At 64.6% G+C, this 18,039-nt stretch carries 14 protein-coding genes; 12 read left to right on the top strand and 2 right to left on the bottom strand.

Annotation, left to right across the window (positions count from 1 at the left end):
* Positions 1–48: 48 nt before the first annotated feature.
* Positions 49–801 carry a GntR family transcriptional regulator gene (locus ACVW1B_RS21615; protein ID WP_092088147.1) on the bottom strand — a complete coding sequence of 251 codons (753 nt, stop codon included), beginning with the start codon at positions 799–801 and terminating at the stop codon, positions 49–51.
* Positions 802–933: 132 nt separating this feature from the next.
* Here ACVW1B_RS21615 and ACVW1B_RS21610 point away from each other — a divergent pair, with 132 nt between their 5' ends.
* The 9 genes from ACVW1B_RS21610 to ACVW1B_RS21570 all read left to right on the top strand — a co-directional run bounded on the left by ACVW1B_RS21610 (position 934) and on the right by ACVW1B_RS21570 (position 11,778).
* The gene (locus tag ACVW1B_RS21610; protein ID WP_456822215.1) at positions 934–2,136 is read left to right on the top strand and encodes a pyridoxal-phosphate-dependent aminotransferase family protein; all 1,203 of its coding nucleotides are present in this window, start codon (positions 934–936) and stop codon (positions 2,134–2,136) included.
* Positions 2,137–2,181: 45 nt separating this feature from the next.
* A complete protein-coding gene (locus ACVW1B_RS21605) occupies positions 2,182–3,465 on the top strand; it encodes an MFS transporter (protein WP_168858736.1) in 1,284 nt (427 codons plus the stop codon).
* 128 nt (positions 3,466–3,593) lie between these two features.
* Entirely contained in the window at positions 3,594–4,787 is a 1,194-nt protein-coding gene (locus ACVW1B_RS21600) for a pyridoxal-phosphate-dependent aminotransferase family protein (RefSeq protein WP_456822214.1), read from the top strand.
* 48 nt (positions 4,788–4,835) lie between these two features.
* Positions 4,836–5,633: an enoyl-CoA hydratase/isomerase family protein gene (locus ACVW1B_RS21595; protein WP_456822213.1), complete on the top strand. Its 798-nt coding sequence runs from the start codon at positions 4,836–4,838 to the stop codon at positions 5,631–5,633.
* A 737-nt stretch (positions 5,634–6,370) separates the two neighbouring features.
* Positions 6,371–7,348, top strand: a complete 978-nt coding sequence (locus ACVW1B_RS21590) for a Bug family tripartite tricarboxylate transporter substrate binding protein (protein ID WP_370144256.1) — start codon at positions 6,371–6,373, stop codon at positions 7,346–7,348.
* A 259-nt stretch (positions 7,349–7,607) separates the two neighbouring features.
* Positions 7,608–8,483, top strand: coding sequence for an S-methyl-5'-thioadenosine phosphorylase (locus tag ACVW1B_RS21585; RefSeq protein WP_057020489.1), 876 nt, complete (start codon positions 7,608–7,610; stop codon positions 8,481–8,483).
* 41 nt (positions 8,484–8,524) lie between these two features.
* Entirely contained in the window at positions 8,525–9,625 is a 1,101-nt protein-coding gene (gene mtnA / locus ACVW1B_RS21580) for an S-methyl-5-thioribose-1-phosphate isomerase (RefSeq protein ID WP_456822212.1), read from the top strand.
* A gap of 76 nt (positions 9,626–9,701) precedes the next feature.
* Positions 9,702–10,244, top strand: a complete 543-nt coding sequence (locus ACVW1B_RS21575; RefSeq protein WP_229158109.1) for a tripartite tricarboxylate transporter TctB family protein — start codon at positions 9,702–9,704, stop codon at positions 10,242–10,244.
* 22 nt (positions 10,245–10,266) lie between these two features.
* The gene (locus tag ACVW1B_RS21570) at positions 10,267–11,778 is read left to right on the top strand and encodes a tripartite tricarboxylate transporter permease (protein ID WP_038380818.1); all 1,512 of its coding nucleotides are present in this window, start codon (positions 10,267–10,269) and stop codon (positions 11,776–11,778) included.
* Positions 11,779–11,834: 56 nt separating this feature from the next.
* Here the strand turns inward: ACVW1B_RS21570 and ACVW1B_RS21565 are convergent, their stop codons facing one another.
* On the bottom strand, positions 11,835–13,028 hold the full coding sequence (locus tag ACVW1B_RS21565) for a CaiB/BaiF CoA transferase family protein (RefSeq protein ID WP_038380817.1): 1,194 nt from the start codon (positions 13,026–13,028) through the stop codon (positions 11,835–11,837).
* Between the two features lie 296 nt (positions 13,029–13,324).
* On the opposite strand from ACVW1B_RS21565, the gene ACVW1B_RS21560 reads away from it, so the two are divergent.
* Genes ACVW1B_RS21560 through ACVW1B_RS21550 form a run of 3 tightly spaced genes read left to right on the top strand, consistent with a single transcriptional unit; the run spans position 13,325 to position 17,817 of the window.
* The gene (locus ACVW1B_RS21560; protein WP_456822211.1) at positions 13,325–14,878 is read left to right on the top strand and encodes a lipopolysaccharide biosynthesis protein; all 1,554 of its coding nucleotides are present in this window, start codon (positions 13,325–13,327) and stop codon (positions 14,876–14,878) included.
* A 2-nt stretch (positions 14,879–14,880) separates the two neighbouring features.
* Positions 14,881–16,719 (top strand): asparagine synthase (glutamine-hydrolyzing), encoded by a 1,839-nt coding sequence (asnB, locus tag ACVW1B_RS21555; protein ID WP_456822210.1) that lies wholly within the window; start codon positions 14,881–14,883, stop codon positions 16,717–16,719.
* Positions 16,720–16,722: 3 nt separating this feature from the next.
* Positions 16,723–17,817 carry a glycosyltransferase family protein gene (locus ACVW1B_RS21550; protein WP_456822209.1) on the top strand — a complete coding sequence of 365 codons (1,095 nt, stop codon included), beginning with the start codon at positions 16,723–16,725 and terminating at the stop codon, positions 17,815–17,817.
* Positions 17,818–18,039: the final 222 nt, after the last annotated feature.

Here is an 18,039-nt window from a genome sequence, read left to right as displayed (position 1 = left end):
ATAATGGGCAAGGATGGCTGCCCTCCAACCATCCTTGAGCTGGCCCCTTTAGTCGTTCTGGGGCGTCGTCTCCAGGCCGCTGTCCGTCCCCTCCGCGAGGTGATCGATGGCGGCGGCCCGCTTGTTGCGCAGGTGCTGGAACAGGATGTCGCTGAGTTCGCTTGCCGCGCGCCGGCGCAGCGCATCGAGGATCGCCTCGTGCTCGCGCATCGCCTCGGCCCAGCGCTGCCGCTTGCGGGCGAAATTGGCGGAATAGCGGACGCGGCGGATCCGGCCGGCGAAGTTGGCGTAGGTCGCCTTCAGCGTCTCGTTGCGTGCGGCCGCAACGATGCTCTCGTGGATTTGCTGGTTGGTCTGGAAATAGCCGTGCATGTCGCGGTGCAGATAATGGCCGTACATCTCGTAATGCAGCCGCTCGATCGCGACGATTTCTTCGTCGGTGATGATCTCGCATGCCAGTCGTCCGGCGAGGCTCTCGAGCCCGGCCATGACGTCGAACAATTCCTCGAGGTCGCGCGGGCTGAGCCGGCGCACCCGCGCGCCGCGGTTGGGCAAGAGCTCGATCAGGCCCTCGGCAGCCAGCACCTTGAGCGCTTCGCGCAGCGGCGTCCTTGAGATCCCCAGCATCTCGCAGAGCTGCCGCTCTGGAACGCGGGCGCCCTCGGGAATGTTGCCTTCCACCACATAGTCGCGGAGCCGCAGCAGGATCTCGCCGTGAAGCGAGGCCTCCTGGCGGTCGCTGCCATTGCCGGCGGCTGGCGGGCTGATTGGAACCCCGGCTTCGGGAATCGCGGATTTCATATTCTGAACAATAATTTGCCGGCGCGGTCGCGTCGATGCTCTCAATCGAATACCAAAATTCGATTGAAAAGACAAAAAATGAATGCAAAATAGATCGCCGAGGGGCCGAAATCCGGCGATTGGGAGGTTCTCATGCATCAAGGGCGCCATTTTCTGCAGATTCCAGGGCCAAGCCCGGTCCCAGATCGCATCCTTCGGGCGATGGATATGCCGGTCATCGACCACCGCAGCGCCGAATTCGCCGCGCTCGGCCGTGCCGTGCTCGAGGGCAGCCAGAAGGTGTTTCAGACCAAATGGCCGGTGGTGATCTTCCCGTCGTCCGGGACCGGCGCCTGGGAGGCCGCGATCGTCAACACCCTGTCGCCGGGCGACACGGTCCTGATGGTCGAGACCGGCCACTTCGCCACACTGTGGCGGCAGATGGCCGGCCGCTTCGGCATCGAGGTGGATTTCATGCCCGGCGACTGGCGCCGCGGCGCGGACCCCGCCCAGATCGAAGCAAGGCTTGCCGCCGACACCGCGCACAGCATCAAGGCGGTGATGGTCGTCCACAACGAGACCTCGACCGGTGCGACCAGCCGGATCGCGGACATCCGTACTGCCATCGACCGCACCGCGCATCCGGCGCTCCTGATGGTCGACACCATTTCCTCACTCGGCTCGGTCGATTACCGGCACGACGAGTGGAAGGTCGACGTCAGCGTCAGCTGCTCGCAGAAGGGCTTCATGCTGCCGCCCGGCCTTGGCTTCAACGCCATCTCGGAGAAGGCGCGCGCCGCGTCGCGCACCAATAAGATGCCGCGCTCTTATTTCGACTGGGAGGAAATGCTGAAGCCGAACGCCAAGGGCTTCTTCCCCTATACGCCGGCGACGAATCTGCTCTACGGGCTGCGCGAGGCGATCGCGATGTTGCTGGAGGAGGGGCTCGACAACGTGTTCGCCCGCCATCTGCGGCTGGCCGCCGCCACGCGCGCCGCCGTCAATCAGTGGGGGCTCGAGGTGCTGTGCCAGGAGCCCTCGGAATTCTCGCCGGTGCTGACCGCGGTGATGATGCCGCCCGGACATGATGCCGATCAGTTCCGCAAGGTCGTGCTCGACAATTTCAACATGTCGCTCGGTGCCGGCCTGTCGAAGGTCGCGGGCAAGGTGTTCCGTATCGGTCATCTCGGCGAGTGCAACGAGCTGACGCTGCTTGGCGCGCTGACCGGCGTCGAGATGGGATTGTCGGTCGCCGGCGTGCCGCACCGCTCGGGCGGCGTCGAGGCGGCAATGAAGCTTCTCGAACAGCGCGACCAGCGCAATACACCGCCGCATCTGAAAGTCGTCGGCACCTAGCAGCCAGCGCCACAACAAACTCAAAAAAATCGCGGGGGAGGGGATATGAGGCTTCGGTTCAAGGCCACCCATGTCGTGTTGGCCATGCTCTGCGTGATGTATTTCATCACCTATGTGGACCGGGTGAACATCGGCACCGCGGCCGGCGAGATCCAGAAGGAGCTCGGCCTGTCCAACACCGAACTCGGCCTGGTGTTCTCGGCCTTTGCCTATCCATACCTGCTGTTCCAGGTGATCGGCGGCTGGGTCGGCGATCGCTTCGGGCCGCGCCAGACCTTGTTCTGGTGCGGCATGATCTGGGCCGCGGCGACCATCATGACCGGCTTTGTCCATGGCCTTGCCGCGCTGTTCGTCGCGCGTTTCGCGCTGGGGTTCGGCGAAGGCGCGACGTTTCCGACCGCGACGCGCGCGATGCAGTACTGGACGCCGGCGAACCGCCGCGGTTTCGCGCAAGGCCTGACGCATTCATTCGCGCGGCTCGGCAATGCCATCACTCCGCCGGTGGTCGCGCTGCTGATCCTCTGGCTGACCTGGCGCGGCGCGTTCGTCGTGCTTGGCTTTGTCAGTCTGATCTGGGGCGTTGCGTGGGTCTGGTACTTCCGCAACGAGCCGCGGGACCATGGCTCGATCACCGCGGCCGAGCTTGCGACCTTGCCGCCGCGGCCGAAAGGCGAGCGGCCGAAGGTGCCGTGGGGACCGCTGCTGCAGCGGATGTGGCCGGTGACGCTGACCTATTTCTGCTACGGCTGGTGCCTGTGGCTCTATCTCAACTGGCTGCCGCTGTTCTTCAAAAACAACTACAGCCTTGATCTGAAGAACTCGGCGCTGTTCGCATCCGGCGTGTTCTTTGCCGGCGTCGTCGGGGACAGCATCGGCGGCGTCATCTCCGATCGCATTCTCGAGCGCACCGGCAATGTGCGGCTGGCACGACTCAGCGTGACGGTCGTGGGCTTCGCCGGCGCGCTGCTGTCGCTGATGCCGATCCTGTTCGTCCACGACATCACGGTGGTGGCGCTCTGCCTGTCGGCCGGCTTCTTCTGCGCCGAACTCGTGATCGGGCCGATGTGGTCGATCCCGATGGACATCGCGGCGAAATATTCCGGCACCGCCGCCGGGATCATGAACACCGGCTCGGCTTTCGCGGCCATCGTCTCGCCGCTGGTCGCCGGCTTCGTCATCGACGCCACCGGAAACTGGTACCTGCCGTTCCTGATGTCGATGGGACTGCTGCTGGTCGGCGGCTTCTCGGCGTTTCTGATGCATCCCGAAAGGCCGTTCGAGGAGACGAACGAATCGGTGGTGCCGGGCAAGGTGGTAGCCGCCGAATGAGGCGCTGCCGGCCCGGCGGAGCGCCGTCAGATATGCATGACGGACCCCCGCCGGGCCTAGGACAAACCCGGCGAATAGTGATATGCGAGCGGCTCACCACGACCAAGACGAGACCGGGAAAGACGCTCATGACCGTGCATACTGGAAGGCATTTTCTGCAGATTCCGGGACCGACCAACGTGCCGGACCGGGTGCTGCGGGCCATGGATATGCCGACCATGGACCATCGCGGTCCCGAGTTTGCCGAGATCGGTTTCGCCGTGCTTTCTGCGATGCAGCGTGTGTTCCGCACCAAGCAGCCCGTGATCATCTACCCGTCGTCGGGGACCGGCGCCTGGGAGGCTGCGATCGTCAACACGCTGCAGCCCGGCGACAAGGTCCTGATGTGCGAGACCGGCCAGTTCGCGGTGCTGTGGCATGGCATTGCCGACAAGTTCAAGCTCGACGTCGATTTCATCTCGGGCGACTGGCGCCACGGCGCCGACCTCGAGCAGATCGAGGCCAGGCTGTCCGCCGACAAGGCGCACAAGATCAAGGCGGTCTGCGTGGTCCATAACGAGACCTCGACCGCCTGCGTCACCTATCCGCGCGACGTCCGCAAGATCCTCGACACGCTGAAGCATCCGGCACTCTTGATGGTCGACACCATCTCCGGCCTCGGCTCGCTGGAATATGAGCATGATGCCTGGGGCGTCGATGTCTCCATCGCCGGCTCCCAGAAGGGCCTGATGCTGCCGCCCGGCCTCGGCTTCAACGCCGTGTCGGAGAAGGCGCTCGCCGTGGCCAAGGCCAATCCGGGCATGCGCTCCTATTGGGATTGGCAGGAAGTCATCAACATCAACAAGGCCGGCACCTGGCCCTATACGCCCGCCACCAACCTCCTGTTCGGCCTGCGCGAGGCCGTGAAGATGCTGGAGGAAGAGGGCCTGGAGAACGTCTTCGCCCGCCACAAGCGCCACAGCGAGGCGACGCGCGCGGCGATCAAGGTCTGGGGCCTTGAGACACAGTGCCAGGAGCAGGGCGCACACTCGCCGGCGCTGACCGCGGTGCGGGTGCCTGACGGCCACGACGCCGACCACTTCCGCAAGGTCGTGCTGGAGAATTTCGACATGTCGCTCGGCACCGGCCTCAACAAGGTCAAGGGCAAGGTGTTCCGGATCGGCCATATCGGCCACTTCAACGATTTGATGCTGATGGGCACGCTGTCCGGCGTCGAGATGGGGCTTGATCTGGCCAAGGTGCCGCATCGCGGCGGCGGCGTGCTGGCGGCGATGGAGGTCCTGAAGGGCCACGACGCCGCGCAGTCGAAGGCTGTCGCTTAAAAAGGCTGTCGCCTGAAATCGAATCGCAAACAACAGAAAGAGCGAGACATGAACGCGCCCGTCAATTCGACCGAAGACCTGATCTATTCCGTCGAGGACGGGATCGCGCGCATCACGTTCAACCGGCCGCAGGCGCGCAATGCGCTGACCTTTGCGATGTACGAGCAGATGGCGGCGATCTGCGAGAACATCAACCAGGATCACTCCATCAAGGCGCTGATCATGACCGGTGCCGGCGACAAGGCGTTCGCCTCGGGCACCGACATCTCGCAGTTCCGCGCGTTCAAGACGGCGCAGGATGCGCTCGACTATGAGGCGCGGATCGACCGCGTGCTGGGTACGCTCGAGCAGTGCCGTGTGCCCGTGATCGCGGCGATCGCCGGCGCGTGCACCGGCGGTGGCGCCGGCATTGCCGCCTGCTGCGATATCCGGATCGGCACCGAGGCGACGCGGATCGGCTTCCCGATCGCCCGCACGCTCGGCAATTGCCTCTCGATGTCCAACATCTCGCGGCTGGTGTCGCTGATCGGTCCGGCGCGGACCAAGGATCTGATCTTCAAGGCGCGCCTCGTCGAGGCGCCCGAGGCGCTGGCGCTCGGGCTGTTGAACGAAGTCGTCCCCGATGTGGAGACGCTGCAGCGCCGCGCCAACGAGACGGCAAAGCTCGTCGCAGGCCACGCGCCGATCACGTTAGAGGTGACCAAGGAAGCGGTGCGCCGCATCCGCCGCACGCTGTCGCGCGAGGAGGGCGAGGACCTGATCCTGCGCGCCTATATGAGCGAGGATTTCCGCGAGGGCATGGACGCCTTCCTCAACAAGCGCGCGCCCAACTTCAAGGGCAAGTAACGGCGGCTGGGCGACGGAGGACCGCGGGCTCGCCGAACCGAGGTCTCCGTCGTCATTCCGGGCTCTCGCGGAGCCTGTCACCGGGCGGCGCTTTGCGCCGACCCTTTGGCGCACCCCGGAATGACGGATGGGCCAGGGGTTCGCGCGCGTGCCGCTGGGTTGCCCGACGGCGCAAGCCCCTTTGCAGAAAATATTTCGGTTTACCGGAAGGTCAACTCAGTGTTATGAATTGCCCGTCTCACCCGATCGAGGGGCGCTTCGCGGTCGTCACGAACGTGGGTTGAGATGCGGTGGACGCTGTGCGTGGCTGCGCCCTCTGTTCGAAGAGGGCGGAATGAGATGTAAAGCTCGGACAGATCATGTCGCGAGAGCGTGGATGTGTGATTCATCGATCGCGCAGCAAGCTCGACGTCGTCCCGGCGAAAGCCGGGACCCATAACCACCGATGTCAATCGTTAAGCGCTATTGCACGACGAGTCCCACTCACAACATCCGCCGCGGAGTATGGGTCCCGGCCTTCGCCGGGACGACGATTGGAGAAATCGCAAGTTCAACCATCCTGGTCACCGTGGCGCATCCGGTGGCTCGCAAACGACACCCGCCTCATTCCAAAGTCATAGGCCATGCGGCAGTTCGCGGCTTGAACTCACCTTCATTCTCGGCACAATGACCGCACCCGCCACCTCGCAGGTTTTGCCAAGCCGAACAAATAGATAGGGAAGAAACGCGTGGGACAGATTGTAAAAACCACGGCTGCAATCGCGGCCCTCTTGCTGAGCACGCCGGCCTTTGCCGGCTGGGAGCCGAGCAAGCCGGTCGAAATCGTGGTCGCGGCCGGTGCCGGCGGCGCCTCCGACCAGATGGCGCGCATGATGCAGGCGGCGATCCAGAAGAACAATCTGATGAAGCAGCCGATGGTGGTGTCGCTGAAGGGCGGCGCGTCGGGTGCGGAAGCGCTGATGTACATGAAGTCCAGCGAGGGTGATCCCAACAAGGTGCTGATCGCCTATTCGCTGATCTACATGCTGCCGCTGTCGGCCAAGATTCCGTTCAACTGGCGCGACCTCACCCCGGTGTCGGTGATCGCGCTCGACCAGTTCGTGTTGTGGGACAACGCCTCCGGTCCGAAGACCGTGAAGGAGTTCATCGCTGCCGCGAAAGCGGCGAGCGCGCCGTTCAAGATGGGCGGCACGGGCTCCAAGCGCGAGGATCACGTGCTGACCGTGTTCATGGAGCAGAAGACCGGCGCAAAGTTCTCCTACCTGCCGTACAAGTCCGGCGGCGAGGCCGCGACCCAGCTGGTCGGCGGCCACACCGAGTCCAACGTCAACAATCCCAGCGAGAACCTCGAAGTCTGGCGCGCCGGACAGGTTCGCGCGCTCTGCGTGTTCGACAAGGAGCGCATCTCCTACAAGACCAAGGTCACCGACACGCAATCCTGGAACGACATCCCGACCTGCAAGGAGGAGGGACTCGACGTGCAGTATCTGATGCTGCGTGCGATGTTCCTGCCGGGTAAGGTCACGCAGGAGCAGCAGGCGTTCTATGTCGACCTGTTTCAGAAGGTGACGCAGACGGCTGAATACAAGGACTACATGGAGAAGCAGGCGTTGAAGCCGATCTTCCTCACCGGCAAGGACATGGTCGAGTTCCTTGAGGATGACGACAAGCAGAATGCCTCGCTGATGAACGCGGCAGGGTTCGTCGCAAAATAGCGGATCCGCCGTCGTTCCGGGGCGATGCGAAGCAGCGAACCTCAGATGCGCAATTGCGCATCGGGGAATCTCGAGATTCCGGGTTCACCCTTCGGGTGCCCCGGAATGACTGGGCCGGCTGCTTTCCTGTTAGCTTGGAATTGCCTTGCAAGCGGCAGCGGCGCAGTGATTACTGCGCCGCAGTATGACCGAACGTCCGGCGAGCCCGATCGGGCTGGGTCACCCCTCCGGCGCCGTTGCGGGACCGTGAGGAGCGATCATGACCAAAGCCGTGTTGGGGATCATCGGAGGATCCGGCATCTACGATCTGCCGGGCCTGGAAAATGTCCGCGAGGAGGCGATCACAAGCCCCTGGGGCGAGCCGTCGGCGCCGCTCCGACGCGGCGAGATGGCGGGGCTGCCGATCGTGTTCCTGCCGCGCCACGGCCATGGACACGCCCTGTCGCCGTCCGACATCAACTATCGCGCCAATGTCGATGTGCTGAAGCGGGCAGGGGTCACCGACCTCGTCGCGCTGTCCGCGTGCGGCTCGTTCAAGGAAGAGCTGCCGCCGGGCACGTTTGTATTGGTCGACCAGTTCGTCGATCGCACCCACAAGCGCGAGAGCTCGTTCTTCGGCAAGGGCTGCGTCGCGCATGTCTCGATGGCGCATCCGGTTTCGCCGTTGCTGGCGAGGCATCTCGCCGCCGCTGCCGAGGCCGAAGACATCGCGTTCGCCCGCGGCGGCACCTACCTCTGCATGGAGGGGCCGCAGTTCTCCTCGCTCGCCGAAAGCCTGACCTACAAGGCGCAGGGCTATTCGGTGATCGGCATGACCAACATGCCGGAAGCCAAGCTCGCCCGCGAGGCCGAGATCTGCTACGCCAGCGTGGCGATGGTCACCGATTTCGATTGCTGGCATCCGGCGCATGATGCCGTGACGGTGCAGGATATCATCCGTGTGCTGAATTCGAACGCCGAGAAAGCAAAGGCGCTTGTCGCGCGGCTGGCGCGGGATTTCCCTCGCGAGCACGAGCCGTGCCCGGTCGGTTCGGATCGGGCACTTGATACCGCGCTGATCACGGCGCCCGCGGCCCGCGATCCGCAACTGCTGGCCAAGCTCGATGCCGTCGCCGGACGGGTGTTACGGTCGTGAGCAAGTCCTCTAGCGAGCGCGCGACGCGAAGGGCGTAGGACATGAAAGTCGATGGACGACATTTTCGCAGCATCTGGCTCGAGCCCGACGGCTGGTCGGTCGGCGCGATCGATCAGCGCCGGTTGCCGCATGAATTCATCGTCGCCAAACTCACCACCGCGGACGAGGCCGGCGAGGCGATCCGCTCGATGCTGGTCCGCGGCGCGCCGCTCATCGGCGCGACCGCAGCCTATGGCGTGGCGCTTGCGATGCGCGCCGATGCATCCAACGCAGCGCTCGAACGCGCCGGCAAGATGCTGCTTGCGACCCGGCCGACCGCGATCAATCTGAAATGGGCCGTTGACGAGATGCAGCGCGCGCTGGCGCCGCTCGCGGCTTCGGCCCGCGCCGAGGCGGCCTATGCCCGCGCGCGCGAGATCGCCGATGAGGATGTCGAGATCAACCGCGAGATCGGCCGCCACGGGTTCGGCCTGATCGAGACGATCGCCGCGACCAAGAAGCCGGGCGAGGTGGTGAACGTCCTGACGCATTGCAACGCCGGCTGGCTTGCAACCGTGGATTGGGGAACGGCGACATCGCCGATCTACCAGGCGCACGATCGCGGCATTCCGGTCCATGTCTGGGTCGACGAGACGCGTCCGCGCAATCAGGGCGCTTCGCTCACCGCCTGGGAACTCGGACACCACGGCGTGCCGCACACCGTGATCCCCGACAACACCGGCGGCCATCTGATGCAGCATCGAATGGTCGATCTCGCGATCGTCGGGACCGATCGCGTCGCCGCCAATGGCGACGTCTGCAACAAGATCGGCACCTATCTGAAAGCGCTCGCGGCCCACGACAACAGCGTGCCGTTCTATGTTGCGCTGCCGTCACCGACCATCGACTTTAGTATCGATGACGGTGTCAGGCAGATTCCGATCGAGCAGCGCGCGGCCGCCGAGGTGACGCATCTCACCGGGCGGACGGCGGATGGACGGATCGAGACCGTGCGCGTGGTTCCGGACGGCTCGTCGGTTGCCAATTTCGGCTTCGACGTCACGCCGGCGCGGCTGGTGACCGGATTGATCACCGAGCGCGGCGTTCTCAAGCCGGAGCGTGCTGCACTTGCGAGCGCCTTTCCCGAACGCTCCACCGTTTAGCTGAAGGCTGCATTGACGGTGGTTGCATCAGCACGCTATCCCAATCGTTGCCCTCGCAACCCAGACCGTCTCATCCATGTCCAATACCGAACTTGAGATCGTTGTCGACGATCCGACCGCACCTGAAGATAACTCGCCGGCGGTCGTCAGCACCGGCGTCGTTGACGTCGTCGTGTCGCTGCTGTTGCTTGCGCTCGCCGTGGTGCTCGGCTGGGACAATTGGCGCACCGGTGCGTCGTGGGACTCGACCGGGCCGCAGCCGGGCTATTTTCCGTTCTACCTCTCGGTCATCCTTGGCGGTGCCAGCCTCTATGGTCTCGGCGCGGCCTTTCTTTCGCGCCGGGAAGCTGCCGAGACCTTTGTCACCCGCGCCCAGCTTCGCCGGGTGATGGCGGTTTTCGTGCCGACATTGCTGTTTTGCCTCGCCACCCAATATCTCGGCCTCTATGTCGCGAGCTTTCTCTTGATCGCAGGCTTCATGCGCCTCGTCGGCAAGATCGCGCTGTGGAAGTCGCTGCTGACCGCCTTCGTCTTCACCGCCGCGATGTTCATAACGTTCGACGTCGCGTTCGACGTCATCATGCCGAAGGGGCCGCTCGAAGCGGCTCTCGGCCGCTAGCGAACCGACAGGATTTCGAAACATGGAAGCTTTCGGTCTCCTGCTGCACGGCTTTGCCGTCCTTCTAACGTGGAAGACGCTGCTCTTGATGATGGTCGGGCTGGTGCTCGGCATCTTCGTCGGCGTGCTGCCCGGGCTTGGCGGCCCCAACGGCGTCGCGATCCTGCTGCCGCTGACCTTCACGATGGATCCGACCTCCGCCATCGTGATGCTGTCGTGCATCTACTGGGGCGCGTTGTTCGGCGGCGCCATCACCTCGATCCTGTTCAATATTCCGGGCGAAGCCTGGTCGGTCGCGACCACCTTTGACGGCTATCCGATGGCGCAGCAGGGCAGGGCGGCCGAAGCGCTCACCGCGGCGTTCACCTCCTCCTTCGTCGGTTCGCTGGTCGCGGTGCTGCTGATCACCTTCCTGGCGCCGATGATCTCGTCGTTTGCGCTGAGGTTCGGCCCACCGGAATTCTTCGCCGTCTATCTCCTCACCTTCTGTTCCTTCGTCGGCCTCGGCCGCGAGGCCAAGCACAAGACTGTCATTTCGATGTCGCTCGGGCTGCTGCTCGCCGGCGTCGGCATGGATACGGTGTCCGGGCAGCTGCGCATGACGTTTGGCTCCGCGGAGCTCTTGCGCGGCATCAACTTCCTCGTCGCGGTCATCGGCCTGTTCGGCATCAGCGAGATCCTGCTCACGATGGAGGAGCGCCTCGCGCTGCGCGGACACGCCGCCGGCATCAGCCTGCGCGTCGTGCTCTCGGTGTGGAAGGACCTGCCGAAATACTGGGTGACGCTGCTGCGCTCGTCGGTGATCGGCTGCTGGCTCGGCATCACGCCGGGCGGCGCGATCGCGGCCTCCTTCATGGGCTACAACCTCGCCAAGCGCTTCGCCAAGGACCAGGAGAGCTTTGGCAAGGGCCGGATCGAGGGCGTGTTCGCGCCCGAGACAGCTGCGCATGCCTCAGGCACCTCGGCGCTGTTGCCGATGCTGGCGCTCGGCATTCCCGGCTCGGGGACTGCTGCGATCCTGCTCGGCGGCTTGATGGTGTGGGGCCTCAATCCCGGCCCGCTGCTGTTCGTCGAGCACAAGGATTTCGTCTGGGGCCTGATCGCCTCGATGTATCTCGGCAACGTCGTCGGCCTGGTGCTGGTGCTGACCACGGTGCCGATCTTCGCCTCGATCCTGCGCGTGCCGTTCGCGGCGGTCGCGCCGATGATCGTGGTGTCCTGCGCGATCGGCGCCTACGCGATCCAGAATGCGATGTTCGATATCTGGTTGATGCTGGGCTTCGGTGTCGTCGGCTACGTCTTCAAGAAGATCGGGATCCCGCTCGCGCCGTTCACCCTGGCATTGGTGCTCGGCAACCGCGCCGAGGATGCGTTCCGCCTCTCGATGATCGGCTCCGGCGGCGACATGAAGGTGTTCTGGTCGAACGGCCTGGTCGGCACCATCACGACGCTGGCGATCGTGCTGCTGTTCTGGCCGGTGATCGACAAGGCGTTCGTCGGGCTCGGACGAATGCTGCGGCCTGCACGGGCGTAGTCGCGGTCCGGGATCTGGCGATCTCGAACCGTTAGGGCGTTGGTGGTTTGATACCGTCAAACCACCTTGCGCTGACGGAGCTCGGCAATCTCGTCCTTGCCGAAGCCGAATTCGGCCAGCAGCTCTTCGGTCTGCTCGCCGAACTCCGGCGGGCGGGCGGCCATCCTGCTCGGCGTCCGCGACAGCGTCACCGGCTGGCTGACCAGCTGGATCTGCCGGTTCTCGTCATTGGGCACGTGCTGGGCCATGCCGAGATGCTTGACCTGGGCATCCTCGAACATCTGGTCGATCGAGTAGATCGGCCCGCACGGCACGCCGGCGGCGTTCAGCTCCTGCACCCAGGTCTCGGTCGATTTCTTCTCGGTCAGCGCGCCGATCCTCGCATTCAGCGCGTCGCGGTTCTTCGAGCGCGCCGGGGCCGTCGCGTAGTCGGGGTCGGTGATCAGCTCGGGCGCGCCGATCGCCTGCGCGCAGCGCTCCCAGATCCGCCCGCCTGTTGTGGCGATGTTGATGTAGCCGTCGGAGGTCTTGAACACGCCGGTCGGGATCGAGGTCGGATGGTTGTTGCCGGCCTGCTTGGCCACTTCCTTTTCCATCAGCCAGCGTGCGGCCTGGAAATCCAGCATGAAGATCTGGGCCTGCAGCAGCGAGGTCTGCACCCACTGGCCTTCGCCGGATACGTCGCGTTCCAGCAGCGCCGTGAGGATGCCGATCGCACAGAACAGGCCCGCGGTGAGGTCGGCCACGGGAATGCCGACCCGCATCGGTCCGCCGCCGGGTGCGCCGGTCACCGACATCAGCCCGCCCATGCCTTGGGCGATCTGATCGAAGCCCGGGCGCTTGTGATACGGGCCGTCCTGACCGAACCCGGAGATGCTGCCATAGACGATCCGCGGGTTGATCTTGCGGATGCTCTCGTAATCGATGCCGAGCTTGGCCTTGACGTCCGGCCGGAAGTTTTCGACCACGACATCAGCCTGTTCGGCCAGCCGCTTGAACACCTCGAGCCCCTTGGGGTCCTTGAGGTTCAGCGTCATGGCGCGCTTGTTGCGATGCAGGTTCTGGAAATCGGACCCGCCGCGCGGGCCGCCCGGCTGCTCGCCGCCGCCGTCCTCCAGAAGCGCATCGATCTTGACGACATTGGCGCCCCAATCGGCGAGCTGGCGCACGCAGGTCGGCCCAGACCGGACCCGGGTCAAATCCAGCACGGTGAAACGGGACAGGGCTTGGGATGCGCGGGGAAAGGGCATTGAGACACCTCTTGTTGGGCGGGCTGCCCGGGGGCTTGAGCCCATCTGCCATAGACAATTTGGCAGGCCTTTCCAACTGTTACCCGGATCACAAACAGGGCCGGAAACAACCAGCCATGGTTCCGTGAAGTTCGGCTCCTGTATTTTGCGGTCCTGGCCTGGCCCCACACCTCGCCGCCGTCCGCCAACTCTCGACAATCACCGCGCCGGCTGCTAGCCCGTCGCCATGCCGAATGGGTTTTGCCCTTACGGAAGAGGCACTTGAGGCGTATCGGAGCGATGGACCGAAAGCGGGCATGGCGGTGAAAAAGGGTCCATCCCATCTGCTCGGTAACTCGGCATGGAACGCGACCGCCTTCGCGGTCGCGGTGCTGCTGAACCTCGCGATCCTGCCGTTCGTGATTTTCCGGCTCGGTCTCGCCGCGTTCGGTGTTGCGGGTCTGGTGACGGCCTGTGTCGCGCCGGCACTCATGTTCAGCAATGCGCTCGGCCTTTCGACGGCGCGCGAGCTCGCACAGAGGTTGGAACCGCAAGATCGCGACGAGGCGCGGCGGTTTTTTGCGACCGCCTTGGCGCTTGCCATCGTCGTGGGCTGTCTGATCGCGGCCTTGCTCGGCGTTGCGGGAGCACCGCTCGCGCGATTGGGATTTCACCTCGGCGGCGCGGCTGCCGACGACCTCGCGCTTGCCTTCGCATTGGCCGGCACCGGTTGGCTGTTCCAATGCCTGTTCGCCGTCTTCCTCTCGCTGTTCACCGCGCGCCAGGACTATCGGCGGATCGCGTCGATCAGCATCACGGGTACGGTGGTGACGACGATGTCGATGCTGCTGCTGATCCCCTACGCGCCGCGGGCCTCCACCTTCCTCGGCTGTCAGGCCTTGGGCATTGCGACAAATCTCGTGATGGCCTTTGCCTGGTCGCGCCACGCCATCAGTGACTGGCTGGCGCGGCCGGCGCTCGATCGCGGCGCGTTGCGTGCGCTGGTCAAGCTTGGTGGTTGGCAGTTCGCAGCGCAAAGCGGCGCGCTGTTCGCCGGGCAGGCGGACCGCTATCTGCTCGGCGCGCTGCTGCAGCCGCAATTCGTCGGCTTCTACAGCGTCGCGCAGCGGCTGGAGGAGGCTGTCTATATCGGTGTGCTGAAGATCGGCGAGATCTTGTTCCCGTTCTTCAGCACCCTGCAGAGGGAGGATGACGATCGCAAGGTCGACCTCCTGCTTCGCTCGTCCTGGATTCTCAATGTGCTTGCCGCGAGCGCGCTGGGCGGCCTGATCCCGGTCGCAGGCGCATTGCTGCATCGATGGACCGGCGCCGAGGTCGCCGCCGAGGCCCAGCTGGTGCTGGTGGTACTCGCGATCAGCGGAATATTGGGGTCCAGCGCCAATGTGTTTGCGTTCTATCTGCTGTCGCAGGGGCGCTCCAGTTCCAACGCGCTGATCTCGCTCGTCACGGGCATCTTCACGCTGGCGACCAGCGCCGTCGCGTTGCCGTATTTCGGCTGGGAGGCGGCCGGTTGGAGCTCCTGCGTCGGGATGGTCGCCCAGATGGTGATCACCGTGCTGTTGCTGCGGCGAACCTTCCGCCTTTCAGGTATGTGGTCACGGATGTTGCATTTCGTATTGATTCCGCTCGGCACGGGAGTAGCCATCGCGCTGGCGCTGCGCTCGCAGCTCGGCCACGCGTCATTCGACCACGCGCCGTCATGGTGGTATGTGGTGTCGCTCTACGGCGTGTCGGCGGCGGCCATCTTTGTCGCCGCTGTTGCCGCGTCGCAGCTCGGTCCCTATCGCGCCGTGTGCTGGCGGGATCTCCGCGTCATTAGCAGTCGCTTCCTGCCCTTCAAGGCCATCTAGACATGTGCGGCATCGCAGGCATCGTCAATCTGCGCGGCGCTCCCGTGGAACCGGCCGACATCTCGCGGCTCACCAATTTGATCGCGCATCGCGGTCCGTTCGGCGAGGGCACCTGGTTCAATGCCAAGCGAAACGTCGCCTTCGGCCATCGCCGGCTCGCCATCATCGACCCCGGCGAGGGCGGCTATCAGCCGATGGTGTCGGGCGATGGCCGCCATGTGATCGTCTACAACGGCGAGATCTACAACTTCCTCGAATTGCGCCGCGAGCTCGAGGCGAAGGGCGCGGTTTTCCGCAGCCAGTCCGATACCGAAGTGATCCTTGCCGCCTGGCAGGCTTGGGGCGAGGACATGCTGCTGCGCTTCAACGGCATGTGGGCGCTGGCGATCTACGACACGGCCACGGATGATTTGTTCCTGGCGCGCGATCGCTTCGGCATCAAGCCGATGCTGTATGCGTTGTCATCCGAGCGCTTCGTGTTCGCGTCCGAGCAGCGCGCGCTGGCGCGGAGCGGGCTGGTCGAGACGTCGCTCGATGTCGACGTGGCGCGTCGGCTGTTGCTTGACCCGTTCGGGATCGAAGGCAGCGAGCGGACTCTGTTTGTGCAACTGCGCCGCCTGCAGGGCGGCCACTGCATGTGGTTGCGCCAGGGGCGTGTGCAGGTGCGCCGCTGGTGGCGAACCGTGGACCATCTGCCGGCAATCCCGGATACCGAGACCGCGCGCATCGAGCGCTTTCGCGACCTGTTTCAGGACTCCGTCGCGCTGCGGATGCGCAGCGACGTTCCGATCGGGACCTGCCTGTCCGGCGGCTTCGATTCGTCTGCGGTGATCTGCGCCATGGCGACCCATGAGAAGGCCGGCATGGGGCCGCGTGACTCCATGGCCTGGCGACACGCCTTTGTCGCGACCTTTCCCGGCGCCAGCAACGACGAGCGGCCGATGGCGGAGGAAGCGGCCGCGTGGGCCGAGGTGGCACCGAGCTTTCTCGAGATCGGGCGCTCCGACGCGCTCACCGACCTTGACCGCATCCTCGACGACAATGACGACGTCTATATCGGGCTGCCGAGCGCGCCGTGGTTGATCTATCGCGAGCTCCGGCGCCAGAACGTCACCGTGTCGCTGGACGGCCACGGCGCCGACGAATTGATGGGCGCCTACCTGCAGGAGGGACAGTCGGCCGCATTCCGGATCCGGAACGCAGCAGCCGCGCTCACCTCACGATCGCAGCTGGCGCAGCGCGGCATCGACTTCTTGCGCGCGCAGATGATCAGGCGCGAGGGGCACTACTTCCTGCGTGGAGGCGCTACGGCCGCGCCCGCGCCGCTGCCGCTGGTCGCCGAGGATGACGAATTGCCTGATACATGGGGCGCGTTGAACCGGCGCCTCTACCGCATGTTCCATTCGACCACGCTGCCCACCATCTTGCGCAATTTCGACCGGCTCTCGATGGCGCACGGGATCGAGGTCCGCATGCCGTTCATGGACTGGCGGCTGGTCACCTACACGATGGCGCTGCCGGAAACGAGCAAGTCGGCAGACGGCCTGACCAAGGTGGTGGCACGGCAGGCGATGGCGAACCTGATGCCCGAAAGCATCCGCACCGCGCGCCGCAAGGTAGGCTTCAACTCGCCGATGCCGGAATGGCTGAACGGGCCATTGGCGGGCTGGACGGCAGAGCTGCTCGAGCGGAATGTTCCAGCATTCGCCGAATTCGTCGATGAAACGCCGCTTCGAAAGGCGGTCGGCCGCTTGACGGCGTCGCAGAGCTGGGATTGGAAGAGTGTCGGCCGGATCTGGCCTTATTTGAACATGAAATGGATGTTGGCAAGGTCCGCGTAACCAATGCGTCTGTTCCAGAATAGCGGTCTCTATCCGTCCTATTTGCCGAGGCTGAACCAGCTCGCGGCAAAGGCGTCAAGTTTCGACGCGCGCCGCGACGTGTTCCTGCATGATCGGTTTGGCGCCGCGCATTTTCTCAAGCCCGTGCTCGACGGCGCAGCTGAAGCCTTCTTCACGAATGGCGACGATGAGGTGCTGCAGCGCCAGTGGGCACGTGAGCAGGGCATGAAGGAAGCGCCGACGCTCGAGGCCATTCTGCTCGCGCAGATCGAGCATCACAGAACCGAGGTGTTCTACAATCTCGATCCGGTGCGCTTTCCGAGTGCGTTTGTCGCCAAGCTTCCCGGCTGCGTGAAGAAGACGCTGTGCTGGCGCGCCGCGCCTTCCGGAAATGCTGATCTCACCGCCTATGGCGCGGTGCTTGGAAACTTCCCCTCGATCCTCGAGGCGTGGCGGAGCAAGGGGTGCCGGGCGGAGCTCTTCTTTCCCGCGATCGACCCTGTCATGGAGCAGTACGGCCACGGCGAACGGCCGATCGACGTGGCGTTTGTCGGTGGATATTCGCGGCATCATAGCGCGCGGGGCAGGACGCTCGAGCAGGTCGCCGCGCTGGCAGCTGATCGCAAGATCGTGTTCTGTCTCGATGCGTCGCGGCTGACACGGCTTGCCGAAAGCGCGGTCGGTCGATTGCTGCCGCTGCGCAAGCACCGCCGCCCCGACGCCATCGCGCGAATCGCGAGGTTGCCGCTGTTCGGCAGGGATCTGTACGAGCTGTTCGGATCGGCGAAGATCGTGCTCAATGGCGCGATCGACATGGCCGGCAACGATCGCGGCAATATGCGCTGCTTCGAGGCGATGGGTTGCGGGGCGCTGCTCGTATCGGATGCCGGCAACTATCCGGAGGCGATGCGGGACGGCGTCACGATGCGCACCTACGACGCTCCCGAGCGGGCCGCCGAGGCGATCTCACGCAGCCTGCAGGATTGGCTTCAATGGGCTGGGATCGCTGCCTCCGGCAGGAGCCGTGTGCAGGAGACCTACAGCAAGGCCTCGCAATGGGCGCAGTTTATCGATCTCGTCGCGCGGATTGGGCCGTGATAGACGGTGCACAGATCCGACCGGAGGGCGATGGGGCCGCGATGATGTCTGCAAGCAACTTGATCCATCAACTCAAATGGGGGCCGACGAATGTACCGTGCCGCGCTGTAGCGCTGAAAAAAGGAGGCGACGATGCGAATCTGTTCGCCCGGTACAGCGGCGGGTGCGACCGGTTCAACGAGCAAGCAGCTATGCTAACGCCATCGCCCAGATTGAGTTGAG

The sequence above is a fragment of the Bradyrhizobium sp. USDA 4502 genome (assembly GCF_054063355.1).
This window is presented reverse-complemented; position numbering and strand designations above follow the sequence as displayed.

What these genes read in the sequence shown, in the direction of transcription:
- ACVW1B_RS21615 (WP_092088147.1), bottom strand. Translation starts at nt 801, where the DNA reads ATGAAATCCGCGATTCCCGAAGCCGGGGTTCCAATCAGCCCGCCAGCC.
- ACVW1B_RS21610 (WP_456822215.1), top strand. Translation starts at nt 934, where the DNA reads ATGCATCAAGGGCGCCATTTTCTGCAGATTCCAGGGCCAAGCCCGGTC.
- ACVW1B_RS21605 (WP_168858736.1), top strand. Translation starts at nt 2,182, where the DNA reads ATGAGGCTTCGGTTCAAGGCCACCCATGTCGTGTTGGCCATGCTCTGC.
- ACVW1B_RS21600 (WP_456822214.1), top strand. Translation starts at nt 3,594, where the DNA reads ATGACCGTGCATACTGGAAGGCATTTTCTGCAGATTCCGGGACCGACC.
- ACVW1B_RS21595 (WP_456822213.1), top strand. Translation starts at nt 4,836, where the DNA reads ATGAACGCGCCCGTCAATTCGACCGAAGACCTGATCTATTCCGTCGAG.
- ACVW1B_RS21585 (WP_057020489.1), top strand. Translation starts at nt 7,608, where the DNA reads ATGACCAAAGCCGTGTTGGGGATCATCGGAGGATCCGGCATCTACGAT.
- mtnA (WP_456822212.1), top strand. Translation starts at nt 8,525, where the DNA reads ATGAAAGTCGATGGACGACATTTTCGCAGCATCTGGCTCGAGCCCGAC.
- ACVW1B_RS21575 (WP_229158109.1), top strand. Translation starts at nt 9,702, where the DNA reads ATGTCCAATACCGAACTTGAGATCGTTGTCGACGATCCGACCGCACCT.
- ACVW1B_RS21570 (WP_038380818.1), top strand. Translation starts at nt 10,267, where the DNA reads ATGGAAGCTTTCGGTCTCCTGCTGCACGGCTTTGCCGTCCTTCTAACG.
- ACVW1B_RS21565 (WP_038380817.1), bottom strand. Translation starts at nt 13,028, where the DNA reads ATGCCCTTTCCCCGCGCATCCCAAGCCCTGTCCCGTTTCACCGTGCTG.
- ACVW1B_RS21560 (WP_456822211.1), top strand. Translation starts at nt 13,325, where the DNA reads ATGGCGGTGAAAAAGGGTCCATCCCATCTGCTCGGTAACTCGGCATGG.
- asnB (WP_456822210.1), top strand. Translation starts at nt 14,881, where the DNA reads ATGTGCGGCATCGCAGGCATCGTCAATCTGCGCGGCGCTCCCGTGGAA.
- ACVW1B_RS21550 (WP_456822209.1), top strand. Translation starts at nt 16,723, where the DNA reads ATGCGTCTGTTCCAGAATAGCGGTCTCTATCCGTCCTATTTGCCGAGG.